This is a genomic window from Paraburkholderia sp. BL18I3N2, from assembly GCF_003001875.1.
Classification (GTDB): domain Bacteria; phylum Pseudomonadota; class Gammaproteobacteria; order Burkholderiales; family Burkholderiaceae; genus Paraburkholderia; species Paraburkholderia phytofirmans.
Window position 1 is genome coordinate 413497 of record NZ_PVNC01000007.1, and the last position, 20349, is coordinate 433845.

22 protein-coding genes are annotated in these 20349 nt (G+C 62.9%); 10 read left to right on the top strand and 12 right to left on the bottom strand.

Features of this window, described 5'->3' with window-relative positions; genetic code table 11:
* Positions 1 to 54 precede the first annotated feature (54 nt).
* The gene (locus B0G75_RS21660) at positions 55 to 1449 is read right to left on the bottom strand and encodes a sigma-54 dependent transcriptional regulator (RefSeq protein ID WP_106283797.1); all 1395 of its coding nucleotides are present in this window, start codon (positions 1447 to 1449) and stop codon (positions 55 to 57) included.
* Between the two features lie 535 nt (positions 1450 to 1984).
* On the opposite strand from B0G75_RS21660, the gene B0G75_RS21665 reads away from it, so the two are divergent.
* A complete protein-coding gene (locus B0G75_RS21665; protein ID WP_106309955.1) occupies positions 1985 to 2479 on the top strand; it encodes a hypothetical protein in 495 nt (164 codons plus the stop codon).
* 354 nt (positions 2480 to 2833) lie between these two features.
* Positions 2834 to 3334, top strand: coding sequence for a dihydrofolate reductase (locus tag B0G75_RS21670; RefSeq protein ID WP_106309958.1), 501 nt, complete (start codon positions 2834 to 2836; stop codon positions 3332 to 3334).
* A 156-nt stretch (positions 3335 to 3490) separates the two neighbouring features.
* Here B0G75_RS21670 and pmbA read toward each other — a convergent pair whose 3' ends face one another.
* Entirely contained in the window at positions 3491 to 4861 is a 1371-nt protein-coding gene (gene pmbA / locus B0G75_RS21675) for a metalloprotease PmbA (RefSeq protein WP_012433939.1), read from the bottom strand.
* Positions 4862 to 5183: 322 nt separating this feature from the next.
* Here pmbA and yjgA point away from each other — a divergent pair, with 322 nt between their 5' ends.
* The gene (gene yjgA / locus B0G75_RS21680; protein ID WP_106310128.1) at positions 5184 to 5798 is read left to right on the top strand and encodes a ribosome biogenesis factor YjgA; all 615 of its coding nucleotides are present in this window, start codon (positions 5184 to 5186) and stop codon (positions 5796 to 5798) included.
* Entirely contained in the window at positions 5779 to 6423 is a 645-nt protein-coding gene (mog, locus tag B0G75_RS21685; RefSeq protein ID WP_106309960.1) for a molybdopterin adenylyltransferase, read from the top strand. Before yjgA ends, mog begins: the two co-directional genes overlap by 20 nt.
* A 20-nt stretch (positions 6424 to 6443) precedes the next feature.
* Here the strand turns inward: mog and orn are convergent, their stop codons facing one another.
* On the bottom strand, positions 6444 to 7055 hold the full coding sequence (gene orn / locus B0G75_RS21690) for an oligoribonuclease (protein ID WP_106309963.1): 612 nt from the start codon (positions 7053 to 7055) through the stop codon (positions 6444 to 6446).
* 145 nt (positions 7056 to 7200) lie between these two features.
* On the opposite strand from orn, the gene B0G75_RS21695 reads away from it, so the two are divergent.
* The 3 genes from B0G75_RS21695 to B0G75_RS21705 are packed head-to-tail and all read left to right on the top strand — an operon-like array spanning position 7201 to position 9729.
* The gene (locus tag B0G75_RS21695) at positions 7201 to 8460 is read left to right on the top strand and encodes a M48 family metallopeptidase (protein ID WP_106309965.1); all 1260 of its coding nucleotides are present in this window, start codon (positions 7201 to 7203) and stop codon (positions 8458 to 8460) included.
* Entirely contained in the window at positions 8457 to 9407 is a 951-nt protein-coding gene (gene rsgA, locus B0G75_RS21700; RefSeq protein ID WP_106309968.1) for a ribosome small subunit-dependent GTPase A, read from the top strand. The genes B0G75_RS21695 and rsgA overlap by 4 nt, the downstream gene beginning before the upstream one ends.
* 1 nt (position 9408) lies before the next feature.
* Positions 9409 to 9729 carry a putative signal transducing protein gene (locus B0G75_RS21705; RefSeq protein ID WP_106309971.1) on the top strand — a complete coding sequence of 107 codons (321 nt, stop codon included), beginning with the start codon at positions 9409 to 9411 and terminating at the stop codon, positions 9727 to 9729.
* 200 nt (positions 9730 to 9929) lie between these two features.
* Here B0G75_RS21705 and B0G75_RS21710 read toward each other — a convergent pair whose 3' ends face one another.
* The 6 genes from B0G75_RS21710 to rpsP all read right to left on the bottom strand — a co-directional run bounded on the left by B0G75_RS21710 (position 9930) and on the right by rpsP (position 14265).
* The gene (locus B0G75_RS21710) at positions 9930 to 10868 is read right to left on the bottom strand and encodes a CobD/CbiB family protein (protein WP_012433946.1); all 939 of its coding nucleotides are present in this window, start codon (positions 10866 to 10868) and stop codon (positions 9930 to 9932) included.
* Positions 10869 to 10981: 113 nt separating this feature from the next.
* Entirely contained in the window at positions 10982 to 11710 is a 729-nt protein-coding gene (locus tag B0G75_RS21715; RefSeq protein ID WP_106309974.1) for a CoA pyrophosphatase, read from the bottom strand.
* Between the two features lie 93 nt (positions 11711 to 11803).
* The gene (rplS, locus tag B0G75_RS21720) at positions 11804 to 12193 is read right to left on the bottom strand and encodes a 50S ribosomal protein L19 (protein ID WP_012433948.1); all 390 of its coding nucleotides are present in this window, start codon (positions 12191 to 12193) and stop codon (positions 11804 to 11806) included.
* 145 nt (positions 12194 to 12338) lie between these two features.
* Positions 12339 to 13106 (bottom strand): tRNA (guanosine(37)-N1)-methyltransferase TrmD, encoded by a 768-nt coding sequence (gene trmD, locus B0G75_RS21725; RefSeq protein WP_106309977.1) that lies wholly within the window; start codon positions 13104 to 13106, stop codon positions 12339 to 12341.
* Positions 13107 to 13131: 25 nt separating this feature from the next.
* Entirely contained in the window at positions 13132 to 13878 is a 747-nt protein-coding gene (gene rimM, locus B0G75_RS21730) for a ribosome maturation factor RimM (protein WP_106309980.1), read from the bottom strand.
* A 132-nt stretch (positions 13879 to 14010) separates the two neighbouring features.
* The gene (gene rpsP / locus B0G75_RS21735) at positions 14011 to 14265 is read right to left on the bottom strand and encodes a 30S ribosomal protein S16 (protein ID WP_007180912.1); all 255 of its coding nucleotides are present in this window, start codon (positions 14263 to 14265) and stop codon (positions 14011 to 14013) included.
* A 172-nt stretch (positions 14266 to 14437) separates the two neighbouring features.
* Between rpsP and B0G75_RS21740 the strand changes: the two genes are divergently transcribed.
* Both B0G75_RS21740 and B0G75_RS21745 read left to right on the top strand, forming a co-directional pair.
* Complete coding sequence (locus tag B0G75_RS21740; RefSeq protein ID WP_106309983.1) at positions 14438 to 15622, top strand: sorbosone dehydrogenase family protein; 1185 nt, start codon at positions 14438 to 14440, stop codon at positions 15620 to 15622.
* A gap of 309 nt (positions 15623 to 15931) precedes the next feature.
* Complete coding sequence (locus tag B0G75_RS21745; RefSeq protein WP_106309986.1) at positions 15932 to 16399, top strand: NINE protein; 468 nt, start codon at positions 15932 to 15934, stop codon at positions 16397 to 16399.
* 16 nt (positions 16400 to 16415) lie between these two features.
* On the opposite strand, the gene B0G75_RS21750 is transcribed toward B0G75_RS21745, so the two are convergent.
* Entirely contained in the window at positions 16416 to 17561 is a 1146-nt protein-coding gene (locus tag B0G75_RS21750; RefSeq protein ID WP_106310131.1) for a PA0069 family radical SAM protein, read from the bottom strand.
* A gap of 98 nt (positions 17562 to 17659) precedes the next feature.
* Positions 17660 to 18148, bottom strand: a complete 489-nt coding sequence (locus B0G75_RS21755) for an Lrp/AsnC ligand binding domain-containing protein (RefSeq protein ID WP_106309989.1) — start codon at positions 18146 to 18148, stop codon at positions 17660 to 17662.
* A gap of 167 nt (positions 18149 to 18315) precedes the next feature.
* Here B0G75_RS21755 and B0G75_RS21760 point away from each other — a divergent pair, with 167 nt between their 5' ends.
* A complete protein-coding gene (locus B0G75_RS21760; RefSeq protein ID WP_106309992.1) occupies positions 18316 to 19602 on the top strand; it encodes a D-amino acid dehydrogenase in 1287 nt (428 codons plus the stop codon).
* Between the two features lie 135 nt (positions 19603 to 19737).
* On the opposite strand, the gene B0G75_RS21765 is transcribed toward B0G75_RS21760, so the two are convergent.
* Positions 19738 to 20349, bottom strand: a 612-nt coding sequence (locus tag B0G75_RS21765; RefSeq protein WP_146142530.1) for an acyl-CoA dehydrogenase C-terminal domain-containing protein, incomplete at its 5' end; no start/stop codon positions are given.

Below are 20349 nucleotides of genomic sequence, written 5' to 3' on the forward strand. Positions count from 1 at the left end.
GTCCTGCTGAAATCGTTTACCGGCCCACGAGACTCGCGAGGCCCGTCAAACGATTTACAGATGCGGCACCGAAGCCGGCAATTCGCCGTGCGGCGTGGCGAGCGGCTCGCCTTCCATATGGCGCATGCCATGCGAGCAGAGCAGCCGGTACAAGGTGACGCGCGAGATGCCGAGTTCCTGGGCGGCGTCGCCAAGACGCCCGCGGTGACGCAACAGCGCCAGCTCGATAGCTTGACGCTCGGCCGCTTCACGCGCCTGCGCGAGCGACACCGGCACGATCTCCACGTATTCGGCGAGCTCGAGATCACGCGCCGTGATCGCGCGCCCTTCCGACATCACGATGGCGCGCCGCACGCGGTTGATCAGCTCGCGCACATTGCCCGGCCAGCCGTAGTTATGGAGCGCCGCGATCGCGTCCGGCGCGAAGCCGCGCAAGCGACGGCTTGCATCTTTCTTGAAACGTTCCAGCATGTGCCGCGCGAGCAGTTCGATATCCTTACCGCGCGCGCGCAGCGGCGGTTCATCGATCTGCAATACGCACAGACGATGGTAGAGGTCGGAGCGGAACCGTCCTTCGATCATCGCCGCGGTCATATCCACGTGCGTGGCCGAGATGATGCGCACGTCCACGTCGATCGCGCCGTGCCCACCCAGCCGCTCCACCTTGCGCTCCTGCAGGAAGCGCAGCAGGCTCGCCTGGCTTTCGAGCGGCAGGTCGCCGATCTCGTCGAGGAATAGCGTGCCGCCGTTCGCCGCTTCCACCCGGCCGATCTTGCGCTGATTGGCGCCGGTGAACGCGCCGCGTTCATAGCCGAATAGTTCGGATTGCAATAGATGCGGTGGGATCGCGCCGCAGTTGATCGGCACGAAAGGCGCATTGCGCCGCGCCGACCGTTCGTGAATCGCGACCGCCGTCAGTTCCTTGCCCGTGCCCGATTCGCCCGAGATGAAAACCGGCGCGTCGGTCATCGCCACTTTGCGAATCGAACGGAACAGCGCGAGCATGGCGTCGCACGAGCCGACCATTTCGCCTTCGGCGCCTTGCGATGCATCGTTGGAAGCTGTTTCGCCGAGGGAAATCATGCCGTACGCATGACCCACCGAATCGACGATCCTGTCGCCCGAATACGGCACCGTGACGTAGTCGAAACAGTAGTCGCGCACGAGCCGGCGCAACGCGGCGTCTTGCAGTTGTCCCGGCATGGTGGCCGCGACCCAGCCGACGTTCGGCATGGTCAGGCAGGATTCGAAGGCGGCGATTTCGTGTGGCTGAAATTCGCTAGACAGATCCAGCAGGCCGCCAGCCGCCATTCCGGCGCGAACAGCACGGCGCACGTCGCGCGCCGACCCCACGACTTCGACATGCCAGCCGCGCTGGTGAAACCGAGTATTCAGCTCCGCGCTCGGATCGCGCGAAACGTAAATCAGTTGCCGCGTTGCGGGTTCCATTATTCAGATCCTCTCGTCAACGAACGTTAAGGATGACGCACGCACCTGAAACAAATTCAGACACGCTGACTCATTCGGGATTCGCGATATAGCAAAAACCGAACGGCCATTCCATTCCGTACGGACAGCTGATCCCCAAGAAAGCGGCGTGTGTGTTTGAGACGGCCCGTTAGCGGGCTTTTTTAAATTTGAAGCTCTTTTTCGAGAGCTTACTATACGCGCGCCGCTTGGAAAACAATTATGCGAATTTAATCGCTCGCACCTTACCCAGCGCGGCTCCGCGGGCAATAAACAGTTATTCAGCCGACGAATAAAACATTAGTGGAAGCGCTTTTCCTGGTGTCGGGCGCAAGGTAGTTCGTACCGCCTGAATTAACGAATTACAGGTATTTTCTGCTCACCGTTTCAGCGTTGAAACGTTTTCTTCCGATTTCTCAATTGTGACTCCCACGTTTTGACTCGCACCCTGATCCATCAATGGATTGCGAACGATGGCACATCTTTCGCTAAATGGCGTGCACCAGGGAGACACATCATGCGACTCGCATTCCGCATCGATTTGGGCAGCGTTGCCCCATGCGCGGCACTTTGCACCGCAATCGCGCTGATCATGCTGCCCGTTGGCGCCAACGCACAGGAAGCCGGACAGGTTCCATCCGCCACGCTGACGGAATCCGCCGATGCAGGCTCCGCCACGTTCCCGAACGCATCGCTCGCCACACTCGCTTCATCCGATGCGACGACGCGCGCCGCCACCCTGTCCTCCCAGCTTGCCGCCAACGTGCCGAGCATTCCGGCCGACGGTGCATCCGCGAACGAGTTTTCGCTCGACGACCAGGTGCTGTCGAGGCAACGCCGCGGCGCGGTCGGCACGGTGATGGTGGCCGCGGCGCCGCAGCTCATGCGCGGCAACGGCGGCGGCAACAACGTGACGCTGTGGGACGAGATCGCCCCACCCTCGCCTTTACCGATTCCGATCGACGCGGCACGCGCCGCCCAAGGCAACGTCGCCAACTATCAAAGAAAGTAGCCAAAGAACTTAGCCTGCCAGATTAGCAAAGCAAACAGGGGTGGCGGTGCGGCGAATGCACCGCCCGCAGGCAAGACAACAAGACATGAGCAAGGACCGACATGACTGCCTCAAACCGGACGCCGCGCGCACGCAGGTCGCGGGTGGCCTCGCTCCACCTCGTTGCCGGCGGCGCTGGCAGCTGCGTGATGCGTGTCACACAGCAAGATCGAGCAGCCGCATCCCGCTGCGGATAGCGCAGGGCTTGCCGGGCACGACCCGGCCGACTGCGCGGCCACGCACCGAAACCCGCCGCCGCGGCCCGAATCCGTGCGTCAGGTAGAATCAGTCCGGTTACGTTCCCCTTTCCATTCGATGACGACGCTCACCCTGATCGTCGCTCGCGCCAACAATGGCGTGATCGGCCGCGACAACCAGTTGCCCTGGCGACTTCCCGAAGACCTCGCGTTCTTCAAGCGCACCACCATGGGCGCGCCCATCATCATGGGACGCAAGACGCACGAGTCGATCGGCCGGCCGTTGCCGGGACGCCGCAACATCGTCGTGACACGGGATGCCACGCGGCGTTTCCAGGGCTGCGACGCGGCCACCACGCTTGAGGACGCACTCAAGCTCGCCGCTCAGGACCAGGCGCCGGAAGCGTTTCTGATCGGCGGCGCGCAGTTATATGCGGAAGGTTTGCGGCAGGCGGACAAGCTGATCATCACCGAGATTTCCGCCGACTTCGAAGGCGACGCCACTTTTCCGGCGCTCGATGAAAACGAGTGGGAAGAAGTCGCGCATGAAACGCATCGCGCGGATGCGCCGAACGATTTCGATTACGCGTTCGTGACGTATAAGCGCAAAGGCGCTTGAAGGCTTGTTTGGCTTGAGATGTTAGCGCCACGCGCAAAGCAAACGGTCGGCGCTGCCGTCTGATCATGCATAAAAAAAACGCCACGCAGTGACTCGCGTGGCGTTCTACTTTTTACGGGCCAACTGAAAACGCGGCCGGACCGCGGCTAAACCCGCTTACTGCCCCGCGATCGTCATCCGTTCGATCAGCACCGAGCCGGTCTGCTTGGTGCCGCGCGTGATCGTATCCGCGCCGATCGCGACGATGTGGTGGAACATCTCCTGCAGCGTGCTCGCCACCGTGATCTCCTCGACCGGATACTGGATCTTGCCGTTCTCGACCCAGAAGCCCGACGCGCCGCGCGAGTAGTCGCCCGTCACGTAGTTCACGCCCTGCCCCATCAGTTCGGTCAGCAACAGGCCCGTGCCGAGCTTACGCAGCATTTCTTCGAAGTCGTCTTCGGGACGCGTGTTCGAGCTGCGCAGCGACAGGTTGTGCGAGCCGCCGGCATTGCCCGTGGTCTGCATGCCGAGCTTGCGCGCCGAGTACGTGGACAGGAAATAGCCTTCCACCACGCCGTCTTTCACTACCGAACGCTGTTTGGTGCGCACGCCTTCTTCGTCGAACGGCGCGCTGCCCATGGCGCGAGCAATATGCGGGTCTTCGACCACTTGCACGTGCGGCGCGAACACCGGCTTGCCGAGACTGTCGACGAGGAACGAGGTCTTGCGATACAGCGCGCCACCACTCGTGGCCTGCACGAATGCGCCGAGAATTCCGGCGGCGAGCGGCGCTTCGAACAGCACCGGCACCTTGCGCGTATCGAGACCGCGCGCGCCGATGCGCGCCAGCGCGCGTTGCGCCGCGTAACGGCCGACCGCTTCCGGATCGGCCAGTTCTTCCGCGCTGCGAGTGGACGTGTACCAGTCGTCGCGCTGCATGTTGCGGGCGCTGCCGGCGATCGGCGCGCACGCGATGTAGTGGCGCGAGTACGGATAGCCCGCCAGGAAGCCGCGCGAAGTGGCCAGCACGAACTGCGAATGCTGCGCCGAGACGCTCGCACCTTCCGAATTCTTGATCTGCGGATCGGTCGCGAACGCGGCGTCTTCCGCGCGGCGCGCGATTTCGACTGCTTCGTCCGCGGACAGATTCCACGGGTGATAGAGATCGAGATCGCGCGGCGCCGTTTCCAGCAACTCCGCTTCAGCGAGACCCGCGCAATCGTCTTCCGCCGTGAAGCGGGCGATGTTGTAGGCCGCCGCGACCGTGTCCTTCAAAGCCTGCGATGAAAAATCCGAAGTGCTCGCATTGCCGCGCTTGTTGCCGATGAACACCGTCACGCCGACCATCTTGTCGCGGTTGTGTTCGATCGTCTCGACTTCGCCGCGCCGCACGGAGACGGACAGGCCGTCGCCTTCGGAAATCTCGGTCGCCGCGTCGGTTCCGCCGAGCGACTTCGCGTGACGAAGGATGTCCGAGGCGATTTCCTTCAGTTCATCCTGGGTATGCGGAAAAAAGCGCTGCTTGACGTCCATGTCTGCTGCCATTGTCGTTGCCGTCCTGTTCGGGGCCGAGCGGCCCTGGGTGGGTTCGCTATGTTCGCTATGATCGCTGTGTTCGCACCGGTCACGCCCATGCCTGACGCCTGCGCGCACGCCCGCGTCTGCGCGTGTGTCTGGCGCGTGTGTCCGGTGACGTATCCCGCGATCATAGCAAGGTACGCGACGCCGTACCTGGCATTCGCTGCGCCTCGCGTCACGTCGGCCGGGCACCGCCTGAGGCGCAGCATTGTCATCGCTTCGCCATGCGCGAGATCTTGCCCGCGGCGGCACCGCGGGTTCGGTGGGCGCGGCACGTTACAATATCGGCATGACACGCAAAACCCGCATTCAACCCATCGAATCCGCCGAGCCGGAAGTCGACGAGAACGGCTACGACCGTCCCAGCAAGTCCCAGCTCAAGCGCGAAATGCACGAGCTGCAGGAACTGGGCTCAGCGCTGATCGCGCTGCCCAAAGACGCGCTCAAGCGCATGCCGATGCCCGAAAAGCTCGACGACGCCGTGCGTGAAGCGCGCCGCATAACCGACCACGAAGGCAAACGCCGCCAGGTGCAATATGTCGGCCGCGTGATGCGCTCGCTGCTGGACGAAGAGACCGCCGCGCTGCGCACCGCGCTCGACACCTATAACGGCGTCAACAAAGCGGAAACGGCCAAGCTTCACTGGATCGAACGCACCCGCGAAAAACTGCTCGCCGACGACGCCGCGCTGACCGACTTCATCCGCCAGCACCCGAACGCCGACCCGCAGCAAGGCCGCACGCTGATCCGCAACGCCCGCAAGGAAGCGCAGCAGAGCAAGCCGCCGCGCTACTTCCGCGAACTGTTCCAGTGGATCAAGAACGCGGACGGACCGTCCGCGCAAACCGATTCCGACGCCGACAACGCCCTGGACGAAGACGACGATGACGACCGCGACGCCTAAGGCGGCACGCAAGCACCCCGACGAAATCGTGATCGGCCTCGTGTCGATCAGCGACCGCGCGTCCACCGGCGTGTACGAGGACAAGGGCATTCCGGCCTTGCAGGAGTGGCTCGGCGCGGCGCTGATTTCGCCGTGGCAAGTGGTCACGCGCCTGATTCAGGACGACGCGCCGACCATTTCCGCCACGCTGACCGAACTGGTCGACGAAGTAGGCTGCGATCTGGTGCTGACCACCGGCGGCACCGGCCCGTCGCGCCGCGACGTGACGCCCGAGGCGACGCTTGCCGTGGCGACCAAGGAAATGCCGGGTTTCGGCGAGCAGATGCGGCAGATCAGCCTGAATTTCGTGCCGACCGCGATTCTGTCGCGCCAGGTCGCCGTGATCCGCGAAACGGCGGAGCACGCGGCGCTGATCATCAATCTGCCGGGTCAGCCGAAGTCGATCAAGGAAACGCTGGAAGGTTTGCGCGACGCCGAAGCAGGCGGCGCGGTGAAGGTGCCGGGCATTTTCGCCGCGGTACCGTACTGTATCGACCTGATCGGCGGACCGTACGTGGAAACCAACGCCGACGTGGTGAAGGCGTTCCGGCCGAAGAACGCGCAGCGCGCGCCCCGGCCGGCCTAGGCGATTTTATTCGCGAGTTCTTATTCCGCGCCGTTGGCGGCGTCCGGCACCGACGGAATCAGGAAGTGCTCGCGGTAGTACTTCAGTTCGTCGATCGACTCGTGGATATCGGCCAGCGCCGTGTGCATCGCGCGCTTCTGGAAGCCCTTGTAGATGGCCGGTTGCCAGCGGCGGCACAGTTCCTTCAGCGTGCTGACGTCGAGATTGCGGTAGTGGAAGAAGCGCTCCAGATCCGGCATCCAGCGCGCCATGAAACGGCGGTCCTGGCAGATCGAGTTGCCGCACATCGGCGATTTGCCTAGCGGCACGAAAACGCTCAGGAAATCGCGAATCTGTTCGGTGGCGTCGGCCTCGCTGACTGTGGACGCCTTCACGCGGTCGATCAGGCCCGAGCGGCCATGCGTGTTCTGATTCCACTGATCCATTTTGGCGAGCGTCTCGTCGCTCTGATGAATCGCCAGAACCGGACCTTCAACCAGCCTGTCGAGCGTCGAATTCGTCACCACCACCGCGATTTCGATAATGCGGTCGGAATCGGGCTCGAGCCCGGTCATTTCCATGTCCAGCCAGACGAGATTCATGTCGCTGCGCACGAGCGGCGGCTGTTCGGTGGATGTGAGGATGTCAGTCATGAAGGCAACCCTGAGAGCCGCGCAAACGGCTTAGTGCAAGCCCGTCTGCCACGGCGATTGTTCGTTTGAGATTGGTTTGAGCGTGTTCCCGCCGGGCGGCGGGAAGAAACATATAATTCTCGCATAGATACCACGGAATCCCCGGATGCCTACCCTGTACTTCACCGTTCTGTTCGTCGTCGCCGTCGTGGCGATGGTCGGCACCAAACTGTGGCTCGCGTCGCGGCAGATCCGCTTCGTGGCCGGCCATCGCGAGCAGGTGCCGAGCCAGTTCGCCGGCACCATCGCGCTCACCGCGCACCAGCGCGCCGCCGACTACACCGTCGAGCGCACCCGCCTCACCATGATCGAAATCGTCGTCAGCGCGGCGGTGCTGATCGGACTGACGCTGCTCGGCGGCGTGCAGGCGCTCGATCTGGGGATATCCGACTGGCTCGGCCGCGGTTACATCGGCCAGATCGCGCTGGTCGCCGCGGTGATCGCGATCACCAGCGTGATCGACCTGCCGTTTGATTACTATCGTCAGTTCGTGGTCGAGCAGCGCTTCGGCTTCAACCGCATGAGCAAAGGCATTTTTTTCATCGACCGGATCAAGGGCGTGCTGCTCGGCGCCGCGTTCGGTCTGCCGCTGCTGTTCGTCGTGTTGTGGCTGATGAACCAGGCCGGCAGTCTGTGGTGGCTGTGGACGTGGGTCGTGTGGGTTGTCTTCCAGATGCTCGTGCTGGTGCTGTATCCGTCGTTTATCGCGCCGCTTTTCAACAAGTTCGAACCGCTCAAGGACGAGGCGCTGAAAAGCCGCATCGAGGCGCTGATGCAGCGCTGCGGTTTCGCTGCCAAGGGTCTGTTCGTGATGGACGGCAGCCGCCGTTCGGCGCACGGCAACGCCTACTTCACCGGCTTCGGCGCGGCCAAGCGGATTGTGTTCTTCGACACGCTGCTCGCGCGTCTGTCGGGCAATGAGATCGAAGCCGTGCTCGCGCATGAACTTGGGCACTTCAAGCGCCGTCACGTGATCAAGCGCATGCTCGTCACGTTCGCGATCAGTCTCGCGATGCTCGCCCTGCTCGGCTGGCTCACGCAGTGCGTATGGTTCTATGAAGGGCTGGGCGTGCGGCCGTCGCTGATCGGCGGCAATAGCGGCCTCGCGCTGGTGCTGTTCTTCCTCGCGCTGCCGGTGTTCCTGTTCTTCGTGACGCCGCTGGGCAGTCTCAGCTCGCGCAAGCACGAGTTCGAAGCCGACGCGTTCGCCGCGACACAGACCGATGCGCAAGACCTCGTCAACGCGCTCGTCAAGCTGTACGAGGACAACGCGTCGACTCTGACGCCCGACCCGCTCTACACCGCGTTCTACTACTCGCATCCGCCGGCGTCGCAGCGGATCGACCGCCTGCTGCGGCACGCATGAGCGGCCGCTCCCCGAAAGCGCCGCGCGCGCCGTCCAGCACGCGCGTAGGCGGGCTCGTGGTGGCCGCGCATGGCCGCCACTATCTGGTCGCGCCGGATGACGGCGGCGCCATGCTCCAGTGCTTCCCACGCGGCAAACGCAGCGAGGTGGCCGTCGGCGATCGCGTGGTTTATGAACTGGCTTCGGCGGACCAAGGCGTGATCGTCGAGATCGGTGAACGGCGCAATCTGCTGTATCGCTCGGATCAGTACAAGTCGAAGCTGTTCGCTGCTAACCTCGATCAGCTGTTGGTCGTATTGGCCACCGAACCGCATTTCAGCGAAGACCTGCTCGGGCGCGCCCTCGTCGCGGCAGAGGCGAACGAGTTGAAGCCGCTGATCGTGCTGAACAAGACCGACGTCACCGATGCGCTCGAAGGCGCGCGCAAGCGGCTCGAGCCGTATCGCGCGCTGGGTTATACGGTCGTGGAAGTGTCGATCAAGATGCAGCCCGAGGCCGCGCGTGCCGCGTTGATCGAACATCTGCAGGGTCATTCGACGCTGCTGCTCGGCCAGTCCGGCATGGGCAAATCGACGCTCGTGAATCTGCTGATTCCCGATGCCGAGGTCGCCACGCGCGAGATTTCGACGGCATTGAACAGCGGGCGCCATACGACGACATTTACGCGTCTCTATCCGCTGCCTCATAGCGCGGACAGCGAAGGCGGCGCGTTGATCGACTCGCCGGGCTTCCAGGAATTCGGCCTGCATCATTTAACCGAAGGCCGGCTCGAGCGCGCGTTTCCGGAGTTCCGGCCGCTGCTGCCGAACTGCCGGTTCTACAACTGCCATCATTTGCAGGAACCCGGTTGCGCGATTCTCGAGGCCGTGGCCGATGGGCGCATCCGCCGCGAACGGCATGCGCTGTACGCGCAACTCGTGCACGAAGCCAGCCAGATCGTCCGCTGACATGAAACTGATGCGCGCGCCGAATCTCATCATCGGGCAGCATTGGGTCAATGTGCTGGCTACCGCGGGCATTGCTTGCGAGTTGCACAACCGTTATCTGAACGGCGCGCTCGGCGATATTCCGGCGGATCAGTGCTCGCCGGAGCTTTGGCTCGTCGATGAACGTGATGAGGCGATGGCGCGGAGGTTGATCGACGCAGCTTCGCATGGACCGGCGGCGGGGTCGCCTGGGTGGAAGTGCCGTCAGTGCGGCGAGGCGCTCGAGGCGCAGTTTACGGTCTGCTGGCAGTGTGGGACGGCACGCGATCCGCTGGACGGATGAAGCGGCTTATCGCTGACCGGCGCGTTGCGTACGGTGTCGCGGCATGAATGGAAAAGGCCAAGGGACGATACGCTCCACGATGCGATTTCCCGCGCTTAAAAACAAAACCCTACGCTTCTTCGAAACGTAGGGTCGGTCGGCAGACTGATACCGGATTGCGGCTTTGTTTCTCTACAGCGAATAGCGCTAGCTTGATGGCGTCAAGCCAGCCACACCGCAATCGTCAGCATCAGCAGCAAAATCATCCACAGCACCACCGCGCGCCACACCAGGCCCACGGCCGATTGCAGCGTGCGCGGCGTGCAGTCGTCGCCGACCTGCATCGGGCCGCCGTCGCCAGTGGCGAGCGCGTCGAGGCTCGACGGTTCAGCCAGCGGCCCGCTCAGACGTGCGCCCAACGCGCCGCTGCCCGCGGCCAGCAACACGCCGTCGTTCGCATCCGGCCACTGGCGCGCATGGTTGCGCCATGCATAAATCGCGTCTTCAAAATTACCGACGATCGCAAAGCCCAGCGACGTCAGCCGCGCCGGCACCCAGTCGATCACGAAGAAAGCACGCTGCGCAAAGCTCGAAAATGCGACGGTACGATCGTCGACCGGCCGCGCCCACGTGCGCGCCAAATATTCGGCGATTCGATACAGCACCGCGCCCGCCGGTCCGACTGGAATCAGGAACCAGAAGAACACGCCGAACACGTGCCGATGCGAAGCGACCACCGCATGAATCAGCGTATGACGCACGATCTCGCTGACGGGCATATCGACCGTATCGAGCCCTGTCCATTCGTTCAGGATCTCACGCGCGCGCGGCACGTCGTCGTTATTCAACGCGAGGTGGATGTCCGTGAAATAGTGGCTGAACTGGCGGAAGCCCAGCGTGAAATACAGGACCGCGACGTTCCACAGGAATGCCAGCGCAAAATGAATGTGATACAGCACGTAGTAGACGAGCGCGACGACCAGCGTCCACGGCACCACCACCACGAGCCAGGCGAGCAAGCCGTGTTTCGGCTTGCCGGCATCGAATCCGTGCGCCGCCGACTCCGCATGGTATTGAAGCAACGCGGACACCGGATTGTTCGGCGACAGCGCGCGTACCTGTTCAATGATCAGAGCCAGCAATACGGAGAAAAAAGTCATGCGGTGCGCCGTGCTTTTCGAGTTTTACGATTATTTTATAACGATAGCACAGGGTCGGATGCCACTGAGCGCGGACCTCGACAAACACCTGACAACTGCACAGCCCACGTGGCTCATGCCGCGAGGAAGCGATAGAAGTTGCGCAGCATGGCGGCCGTCGCGCCCCAGATGAAATAGTGGCTCCCGACTCCGCTGCTGCTCTCGTCAACTTCAGGATCGGCCTCGGCCAATGCTGCGCGCGGATACGGCATCGCGAAAAAGCGCCGTTCGCCGCCTTCATAACGGAACACGCGGACTTCGTGGTGCGCGGGGTTCATCAGAAAGGCGAGCGGCACTTCGAAGACTTCGGCCACTTCGAGCGCGTCCGCCTTTACCGTGAACGGCGGATGCACGAGGCCGATCACCGGCGTGACGCGAAAACCGGTGCCCGTCAGATAGTCGGGTAATGCGCCGAGAATTTCGACACGCGATGGATCGAGACCGACCTCCTCCTCCGCTTCCCGCAGTGCGGTGGCCGTAGCGTCGGCGTCAAAGGGTTCATGACGGCCGCCAGGAAAGCTCACCTGGCCTGCATGATCGTTCAGATGGTCGGCACGCTGAGTCAGCAGCACGGTCAGGCCGTGTTCGCGGACCACCAGCGGCACCAGCACCGCCGCGACTCGCGGATCGGCATGCGTATCGCGCCAGGGCGCATCGACGACGAGTTCGGGGGTCCAGGCAAGGCGTTGCTCGAAGCGTGCGCGCAGGCCGTCAGGCGTGAGACGGTCGCCCGCCACCGGCGGCAGATCGGTGCCTGTTGCTTCGACAGGCAAGGTTTCAGGCTCAAAGACGGGGCGGGTCAACGGGTCTCTCGAAATGAGCGGATAGGGGACATGCCGCTATTTTGACCTGGCAAACAAAAAAGCACCCGCGAGGGGTGCTTTTTCTTACAGCTTTTACGCTTCCGGAGCAGCGCGGTCTTTCTTCGCGACCAGCTTTTCCTTGATCCGGGCCGACTTGCCCGAACGGTCGCGCAGGTAGTACAGCTTCGCACGACGCACATCGCCGCGACGCTTCACGACGATGCTTGCCAGCAGCGGCGAGTACGTCTGGAACGTACGCTCGACGCCTTCGCCCGACGAAATCTTGCGGACGATGAACGACGAATTCAGACCACGGTTACGCTTGGCGATCACGACGCCTTCGTAAGCCTGAACACGCTTACGCGTACCTTCAACCACGTTCACGCTGACGATCACCGTATCGCCGGGGGCGAATTCGGGGATGGTCTTCTCGCCGAGGGCGCGGCCGATTTCTTCCTGCTCGAGTATTGCAATCAGATTCATCACTGACTCCTAGGTCCATCTTGTCGGCGTTCGTACCTGCCTCGTGAAAACACTTGGCTACGGCCCCGATAGAGGATGGGTTCACATCTGGCGCCGTGCACGCATGCGCGGCGCCGCCTAATGTCCGCTTGAAAGACCGAAGGCTTTACGCCTTCGACTCTTCCTTCGCGAGACTCGCAAGCCATGCCTCGTCGGCACGGCTCAACATCTTGTTCTTTCTGGCCTTCACGATCAGATCGGGCCGTTTGTTCAGCGTGTTGCGCAAGGCTTCACGCCGGCGCCACGCTTCGATCTCCGCATGATGGCCGCCGAGCAGTACATCGGGCACACGCACGCCGTTGTATTCCTCGGGGCGCGTGTAATGCGGGCAATCCAGCAACACGTCGACAAAACTATCCTGCACCGCCGACTGCGAGTCGTTGAGCACGCCGGGCAACTGACGCACCACCGCGTCCATCAAGGCCATGGCCGGCAGTTCGCCGCCCGACAGCACGAAGTCGCCCAGGCTGACTTCTTCGTCGACGACACGGTCGAGCAAACGCTGATCGATCGCTTCATAGCGCCCGCACAACAGGATCAGGCCGGGTTCGGCAGCAAACTCCATGACGCGGTCGTGATTCAGCGTAGCACCTTGCGGCGACATCATCACAACGCGCGACGCGCCGATGCCTTGCTCCGCCTGCGCCGCTTTCGCCGCACCGATCGCGTCTTCCAGCGGTTTGGCCAGCATCACCATGCCCGGCCCGCCGCCATATGGGCGATCGTCGATCGTGCGGTAGTTGTCGGTCGTGAAATCGCGCGGATTCCACGTACGCAACCCGTAGCGCTCCTGCTTCGCCGCACGACTGGTGATACCCCAGTCGGTCAGCGCGCGAAACATGTCAGGAAAGAGCGTAACGACATCGAACTGCATCGCTCTCTCCATTCAGCGAAATTATTTAGTAATCAGCTTCCCAGTCGACAGTGATCTGCTTCGCCGCCTGGTCCACCGTTTTGACAAAGACGCCGACGAACGGGATCAAACGCTCGCCGGTGACCGGCTTGCCGCTTTTGTCGGTATCCGGATATTCGATGCGCAACACCGAGTGCGCACCGTTGTCGATCATGTCTGCAACCTTGCCGAGATTGACCCCGGCAACGTTCACCACATCCAGGCCGAGCAGGTCGACCCAGTAGAATTCGTCGGCTTCGAGAGCCGGAAATTCGCTGCGGCTGATATAGACGCGGGAGCCGCGCAGTGCCAGAGCCACATCGCGGTCAGTGACGCCGCCCAGATGGGCAACCACACTGTCGCTATGCATTTTCGCCTGCAACGACGGCGCCGATTTGCGCTCCTGGCCTTTGATCAGCCACCAGCGTTTCGCGCTCAGCAACGCATCGCCACCGTGGCCGGCATCCGCGTGCGCGGCCACCTTGACCCAGCCTTTGAGGCCGTAAGCGTCGACGATTGCGCCGACCTCGACCGCATCGGCCGGCCAGCTTTCCACCGTTTCCATGCGCATTTCTGCCGCACCGGAACCGGCGTTAGCAACTTGGCCCTTCGCCTTGCCTTCGGCTTTTTCGACCGGCTTGCGGACGAATGCACCGAACGGCGCCTGACCAGACGTCTTCGCGCGCGGGGCTGCTGCCTTCGCTGCCGCTACTGCCTTTACGCGACCTGAACTGCCGGAATCACGCTCAGACATAAGAACACCTCGAAGAGAACCTCGCTGCCAGCCTCGACGCCTGCTTCAGCAAAACAACTCGCGCATCGGACTGCTCACGCACACCGCGCGAGCCGCCGGTCGAACCGACGACGATACGCATGCTAGCTACCATTAAGCAGCCGGCTGCGCCTTTGCAGCTTCCTTCACGAGGCGCTCGACTGTCGGCGACAGTTGTGCGCCAACGCCTTGCCAGTACGTCAGGCGGTCCTGAGCGATACGGAGGGATTCACCCTTCGTAGCGACCGGGTTGTAGAAGCCAACGCGCTCGATGAAGCGGCCGTCACGACGGTTACGCGAATCGGTTGCGACGATGTTGTAGAACGGGCGCTTCTTGGAGCCGCCACGAGCCAAGCGGATGATGACCATACTAGAATCCTTGAAAACCGGGGTTCGGAACGACTGAAACACGCGATTATAGCGGGAAACCAACGCCATAACAAACACTTACCCGGATAAACTGAGCGACGGGGTTGCGCCGGCCATACGGGCGGCAGCCCGGAACCGCGTCGAAACGCCCGAATTACCTGACGGAGCGCCCGTGAAACTCCTGCCGCTAATTGTGTTTTCACGCGTTTTCTGTACCGCCGCCATACGGTTCGCCTCCTCGTCGCACGATTTGCAAAGCCGGGCTCTTCGCATAGGCACGGCCGTGCTGCTCGCCGCAACTGCCCTGCCTGCGCTCGCCGCGCTGCCGGTGGACCGGATCAAAGTGCCGCCGGGCTTCCATATCGAGGTCTTGTCGAACGCCGTGCCGAGCGCGCGAGCCATGGCCCTCTCGCCGAAAGGCGTTCTTTATATAGGCAGCCTCGACGGCCACGTCTACGCGCTCGAACTGCAAAATGGACGCGTGACAGCCCGCCACGTGATCGCTTCCGGCCTGGAAACGCCGGCGGGCGTGGCTTGGCACGATGGCGCGCTCTATGTGTCCGCAGTGTCGAAAATTGTACGCTTCGATGCGATCGACACTCACCTGAACGTTCCGCCGAAACCCGTCGTCGTGATCGACACACTGCCCACGGAGACGCACCACGGCTGGAAATTCATCGCGTTCGGCCCGGACGGCAAGCTCTACGTGCCGCAAGGCGCGCCCTGCAACGTCTGCCTGAAAGATCGCGACCGCTTCGGGTTGATCGGACGCCTGGACCCGGACGGCAGTCACTACGAGGTCGTGGCGCGCGGCATCCGCAATTCGGTCGGCTTCGCGTGGCATCCCGTGACGCATGACCTGTGGTTCACGGATAACGGCCGCGACCTGCTTGGCGACGACGTGCCGGACGACAAACTCAACCGCGCGCCGCGCGCCGGAATGGATTTCGGCTTTCCGTACTGCCATGGCGGCGACACACCCGATCCGGAATTCGGCAAGGACCATCCGTGCAACGCGTTTACGCCGCCCGCGGTCAAACTCGGCGCGCATGTCGCGGCGCTCGGCATGCGCTTTTACGACGGCCAGATGTTTCCGGCCGCATACCGGAACACTATTTTTGTCGCCGAGCACGGATCGTGGAATCGCAGCAAGAAGGTCGGCTATCGCGTCGTGCACGTGACTACGGACCCGGATGGCAGCAATGCCCGCCAGGAAGTGTTTGCCGAAGGCTGGCTCCAATCCGGCGAAACCGAGTGGGGACGCCCGGCCGACGTGCTGCCGCTGCCCGACGGCTCGCTGCTGATCAGCGACGACTATGCCGGCGCCGTCTACCGCGTGACCTATTCGGCGCCGTAGGCCGCCTCTCGTGGCAAGCTGCGTCAAACTCCGTGCGCTCCAAAAGCTTGGCCAGCAATCGAGCGCCGGCACCCGCACCGCCGGTCCAGCCAGATCCGGCGCTCCTCGCGCCACTCGCCAAGCTGCCACGATCACCCGCTGCCCCGCTGCCGCAACCACCCACCCTCCGCCCCCGCGGCTGAGCGCGCCTTCGCCCCTGCCGCGACCACCCATCACGTGACCGGCGGCCCGTGGCGGGCGTAGAATGCGCGTCGGTCCGCGCGCCGCGCGTTGCTGCTTTCGACCGCCTGTCACTCTGCTCTGGCCTACATGTCCACCCTTGTCTCGACTTCCTCGCGTTTCAGATCCAAGACGATTACCGCCGCACTGGCGTTCTTCTTCGGCAGCCTCGGCGCTCACCGGTTCTATCTGTACGGCATGCGCGACATCTACGGATGGGCACACGTGATCGGCGCGCTGATCGGTATTCCCGGCGCCATGCTGCTGGTGGCGAGCGAACGGTCGTCGATGCTCGGCTGGGTGCTGGCCTTTCCCGGCGCGGTTTCGCTGCTCGCCGCGTTTCTCGCCGCGATCGTCTACGGGCTGCGTCCGGACGAAAAGTGGGACGCGCAGTTCAACGCTCAGACCCAGCGCAAAAGCCGCTCCGGCTGGACGGTCATTTTCGTCGTGATCTTTTCGCTGCTGATCGGCGCCTTCCTGCTGATGACAGGTCTCGCCATTTCGTTCCAGACGTACTTCGAAAGCCAGGTGCAGGCAGCCAAAGCGCTCTCGCAATGAGCCGCTGCGCGTCGCGCTAGAAAAGATTCAGTTGAGGATCGTCGCGTGCCGGTTTGTCGGCACGCGACACGTCTACCGGGCGAAAGTGCGACATATCCAGAATGCCACGGTCACGCCGATTCAGGCCCAGACGGCGCACCGCCTTGTGGAATCGCTGCTTGAGCAGATCGGCCCACAAGCCTTCCCCCTTCATGCGCGTGGAGAACGACGAGTCGTAGTCCTTCCCACCCCGCATGTCCCGCACGCGACTCATCACCCGATCGGCACGATCTGGAAAGTGCGCCGCGAGCCAATCTTTGAATAGCGGCGCGACTTCCCACGGCAGACGCAGCACGATATAGCTCGCGTTGCTCGCACCGGCCTCCGCGCAGGCTTCCAGCACGCGCTCCATGTCCGGTTCGGTGACGAACGGAATCACTGGCGCGATGCTGACGCCGACCGGAATGCCCGCCTCGCTCAACGTGCGGATGGCGCGCAGCCGCCGTGACGGCGTGGCCGCGCGCGGTTCCAGCGTACGAGCGATCTCTGCGTCCAGCGTGGTGATGGTAATGGCCGCCATGAATTGCCCCCGCGCCGCCATGGGCGCCAGCAGATCGAGATCGCGTTCGATCAGCGACGACTTGGTGATCGCCGCAAACGGATGCTGACGTTCGCTGAGCACTTCGATCACCCTGCGCGTGAGCCGCAGGTCGCGCTCGACGGGCTGCCAGGCGTCCGTATTGACGCCCAGCGCGATCGGCTCCGGCACGTAGGACTTCTTCGACAATTCCCGCTCGAGTAATTCCGGCGCATTTATCTTGGCGTAGATTCGGCTTTCGAAGTCGAGCCCCGGCGACAGCCCCAAATAAGCGTGCGTGGGCCGCGCGAAACAATAAATGCAGCCGTGCTCGCAGCCGCGATACGGGTTAAGCGACACGCTGAACGGAATATCCGGCGACGCGTTGCGCGTAAGAATGGTCTTGGCCCGTTCTTCGAAAACCTGCGTGCGCAAGACTTTAGGCTCGTCACCGTCTTCCGGCGCCGACAGCCAGCCGTCGTCCACCGCTTCGCGCTGGTCGACTTCGTAGCGGCCTTGCAGATTCGTCACCGCGCCACGGCCCTTGCGAGGCGCCGGCGGCGCGATCGGAAATTCGTTGACGAAGTGGGAGTCGGAGTCGGTCACGGCTGGAACATGTAAAAACAGAAAACGGCGCAAAACACCTGTATAAATATACAGTGTTTACGCCGTTTGTCGAGTCCCGCCGGGCACAGTCGTGCCGTTCAATCCCCTACCGGAATCATCAGCGTTTCCTTGATCTCCTCCATCACGACATAGCTTTTCGACTGCACCGCGCCGGGCAGTTGCAGCAGGATGTCGCCCAGCAGTTTCCGGTAATCGGCCATTTCGCCGATGCGCGCCTTGATCAGATAGTCGAAATCGCCCGACACCAGGTGACATTCCAGCACCTCGGGGATCTTCTGCACCTCGCGGCGGAACTGGTCGAACATGTTGCCGCTCTTGTGATCCAGCGTGATTTCGACGAACACCAGCAGCGCCGCGCCCAACTCCGCCGGATTCACGCGCGCGTGGTAGCCGGTGATCACGCCGTCGCGCTCCATCCGCTTGACGCGCTCGATGCACGGCGTGACCGACAGTCCAACCTGTTCGGCCAGGTCCTTCATGGCCATACGGCCGTCCTGCTGCAGCAGCCGCAGGATCTTGCGATCGAGTTTGTCGAGGGCCCGGACCGGTTGGCGCTGTGTACGCATGGTGTTTTTGCTGAAAATCTTGAAAATACAATAACAAAACCTGCCTGACTGTTAATAGTATAGCGGTTAACACTGGACGATCCGCGAAACACCTCGTCAATCGAACGAATTCCAACGAATCGACAAGCGCACCGTCCTCAGACCTCATTTGAATACCTGGAGCATCTATGCGAGTCGTCGTTTTGGGCAGTGGCGTTGTCGGCGTGACCAGCGCGTATTACCTGGCGCGCGCAGGACACGAAGTGACCGTTATCGATCGCGAGGCCGGCCCGGCGCTCGAAACCAGTTTTGCTAACGCAGGCCAGATCTCGCCGGGCTACGCGTCGCCGTGGGCTGCACCGGGCGTGCCGCTGAAGGCAGTCAAGTGGATGTTCCAGAAACACGCGCCGCTGGCGATCCGCCTCGACGGCACCCAATTCCAGTTGCAGTGGATGTGGCAGATGCTGCAGAACTGCACGTCGTCGCGTTATGCGGTGAACAAGGGCCGCATGGTCCGCCTCGCCGAATACAGCCGCGATTGCCTGCAAGCGCTACGCGCCGAAACCGGCATTCAGTATGAAGGTCGCACGGGCGGCACGCTCCAGGTGTTCCGCACGCAGCAGCAATTCGATGGCGCCGCGAAAGACATCGCCGTGCTGCAGGAAGCCAATGTGCCGTACGAACTACTGTCGCCGGCCGAACTCGCGCGGGCCGAACCGGCGCTCGCCGCCGTGTCCCACAAGCTGACCGGCGGTCTGCGCCTGCCGGGCGACGAAACCGGCGACTGCCAGATGTTCACTACGCGCCTCGCCGCGCTGGCTGAGGAACTGGGCGTCAAGTTCCGCTACAACACGCCGATCGACGCACTCGCGATGGCCGGCGACCGCATCGCCGGCGTGAAGTGCGGCGAAGAGCTAGTGCGTGCGGATTCGTTCGTCGTCGCGCTGGGTTCGTACTCGACGCAGTTTCTGTCCGGTCTCGTGAAGATTCCGGTCTATCCGCTCAAGGGTTATTCGATCACCGCGCCGGTCGTCAACGAAGCGTCGGCGCCGGTGTCGACCGTGCTCGACGAAACGTACAAGATCGCGATCACGCGCTTCGACGACCGGATTCGTGTGGGCGGCATGGCGGAGATTGTCGGCTTCGACAAATCGTTGCGTCAGGCGCGCCGCGAAACGCTGGAACTGTGCGTGAACGATCTGTTCCCGGGCGGCGGCGATACGTCGAAGGCCACCTTCTGGACCGGTCTGCGCCCGATGACGCCGGACGGCACGCCGATCGTCGGCCGCACTCCCGTGCCGAATCTGTTCCTTAACACGGGCCACGGCACGCTGGGCTGGACGATGTCGTGCGGTTCGGGGCAACTGCTCGCCGACGTGATGTCGGGCAAGCAACCGGCCATCAAGGCGGACGATCTGTCGGTGCATCGCTATCTCGGCGAGATTGGCAGTGCGCATCGCCCGGCTTATGCCTAGGGTTTAACGACGACGCTTCGCGAGAGCGGCAGCGCTGGTTTGTGATCTCACGGACCAGCGTCACAAAAACAAACGGCGCCTGACAAGGCGCCGTTTGTTTTTTCAAACGATGCAACAGCAGAAGCCGAAGCAATCTCAGAACTGATCTTCCGACAAAGCCAGCACACTCTCCCCACCCTTCGCGCTGACAATCGACGCTTCGAGTGCCGACGCCAGCGGCAGCACATGCTCCGCGTAGAACTGCGCGGTCGCGATCTTGGCGCCGTAGAACGACGGATCTTCGTCGCGCTTTTGCGCCGCCACCAGGAGCGCGCGCGCCATCTGCCAGCCGCCCAGCACAATGCCCGCGAGTTTCAGATACGGCACGCTGCCGGCGAACACCGCGTTCGGATCGCCCTTCGTATTGGCGACGACGAAATCCACCGCCGCGCCCAACGATTGATGGCCCTGCGCCAGATACTTCTTCATCGACTCGAACGCCGGGCCTTGCTGCGCGCCGAGTGCCCCGATCGTTGCCGCCACCCCGGCGAGCAGCGACTTCGCCACCTTGCCGCCGTCGCGCACCGTCTTGCGGCCGATCAGATCGTTGGCCTGAATCGCGGTCGTGCCTTCGTAGATCGGCAGGATGCGCGCATCGCGGTAGTACTGTGCCGCGCCGGTTTCTTCGATGAAGCCCATGCCGCCGTGCACCTGCACGCCGAGGCTCGTGACTTCGATCGACAGTTCCGTGCTCCAGCCCTTCACGAT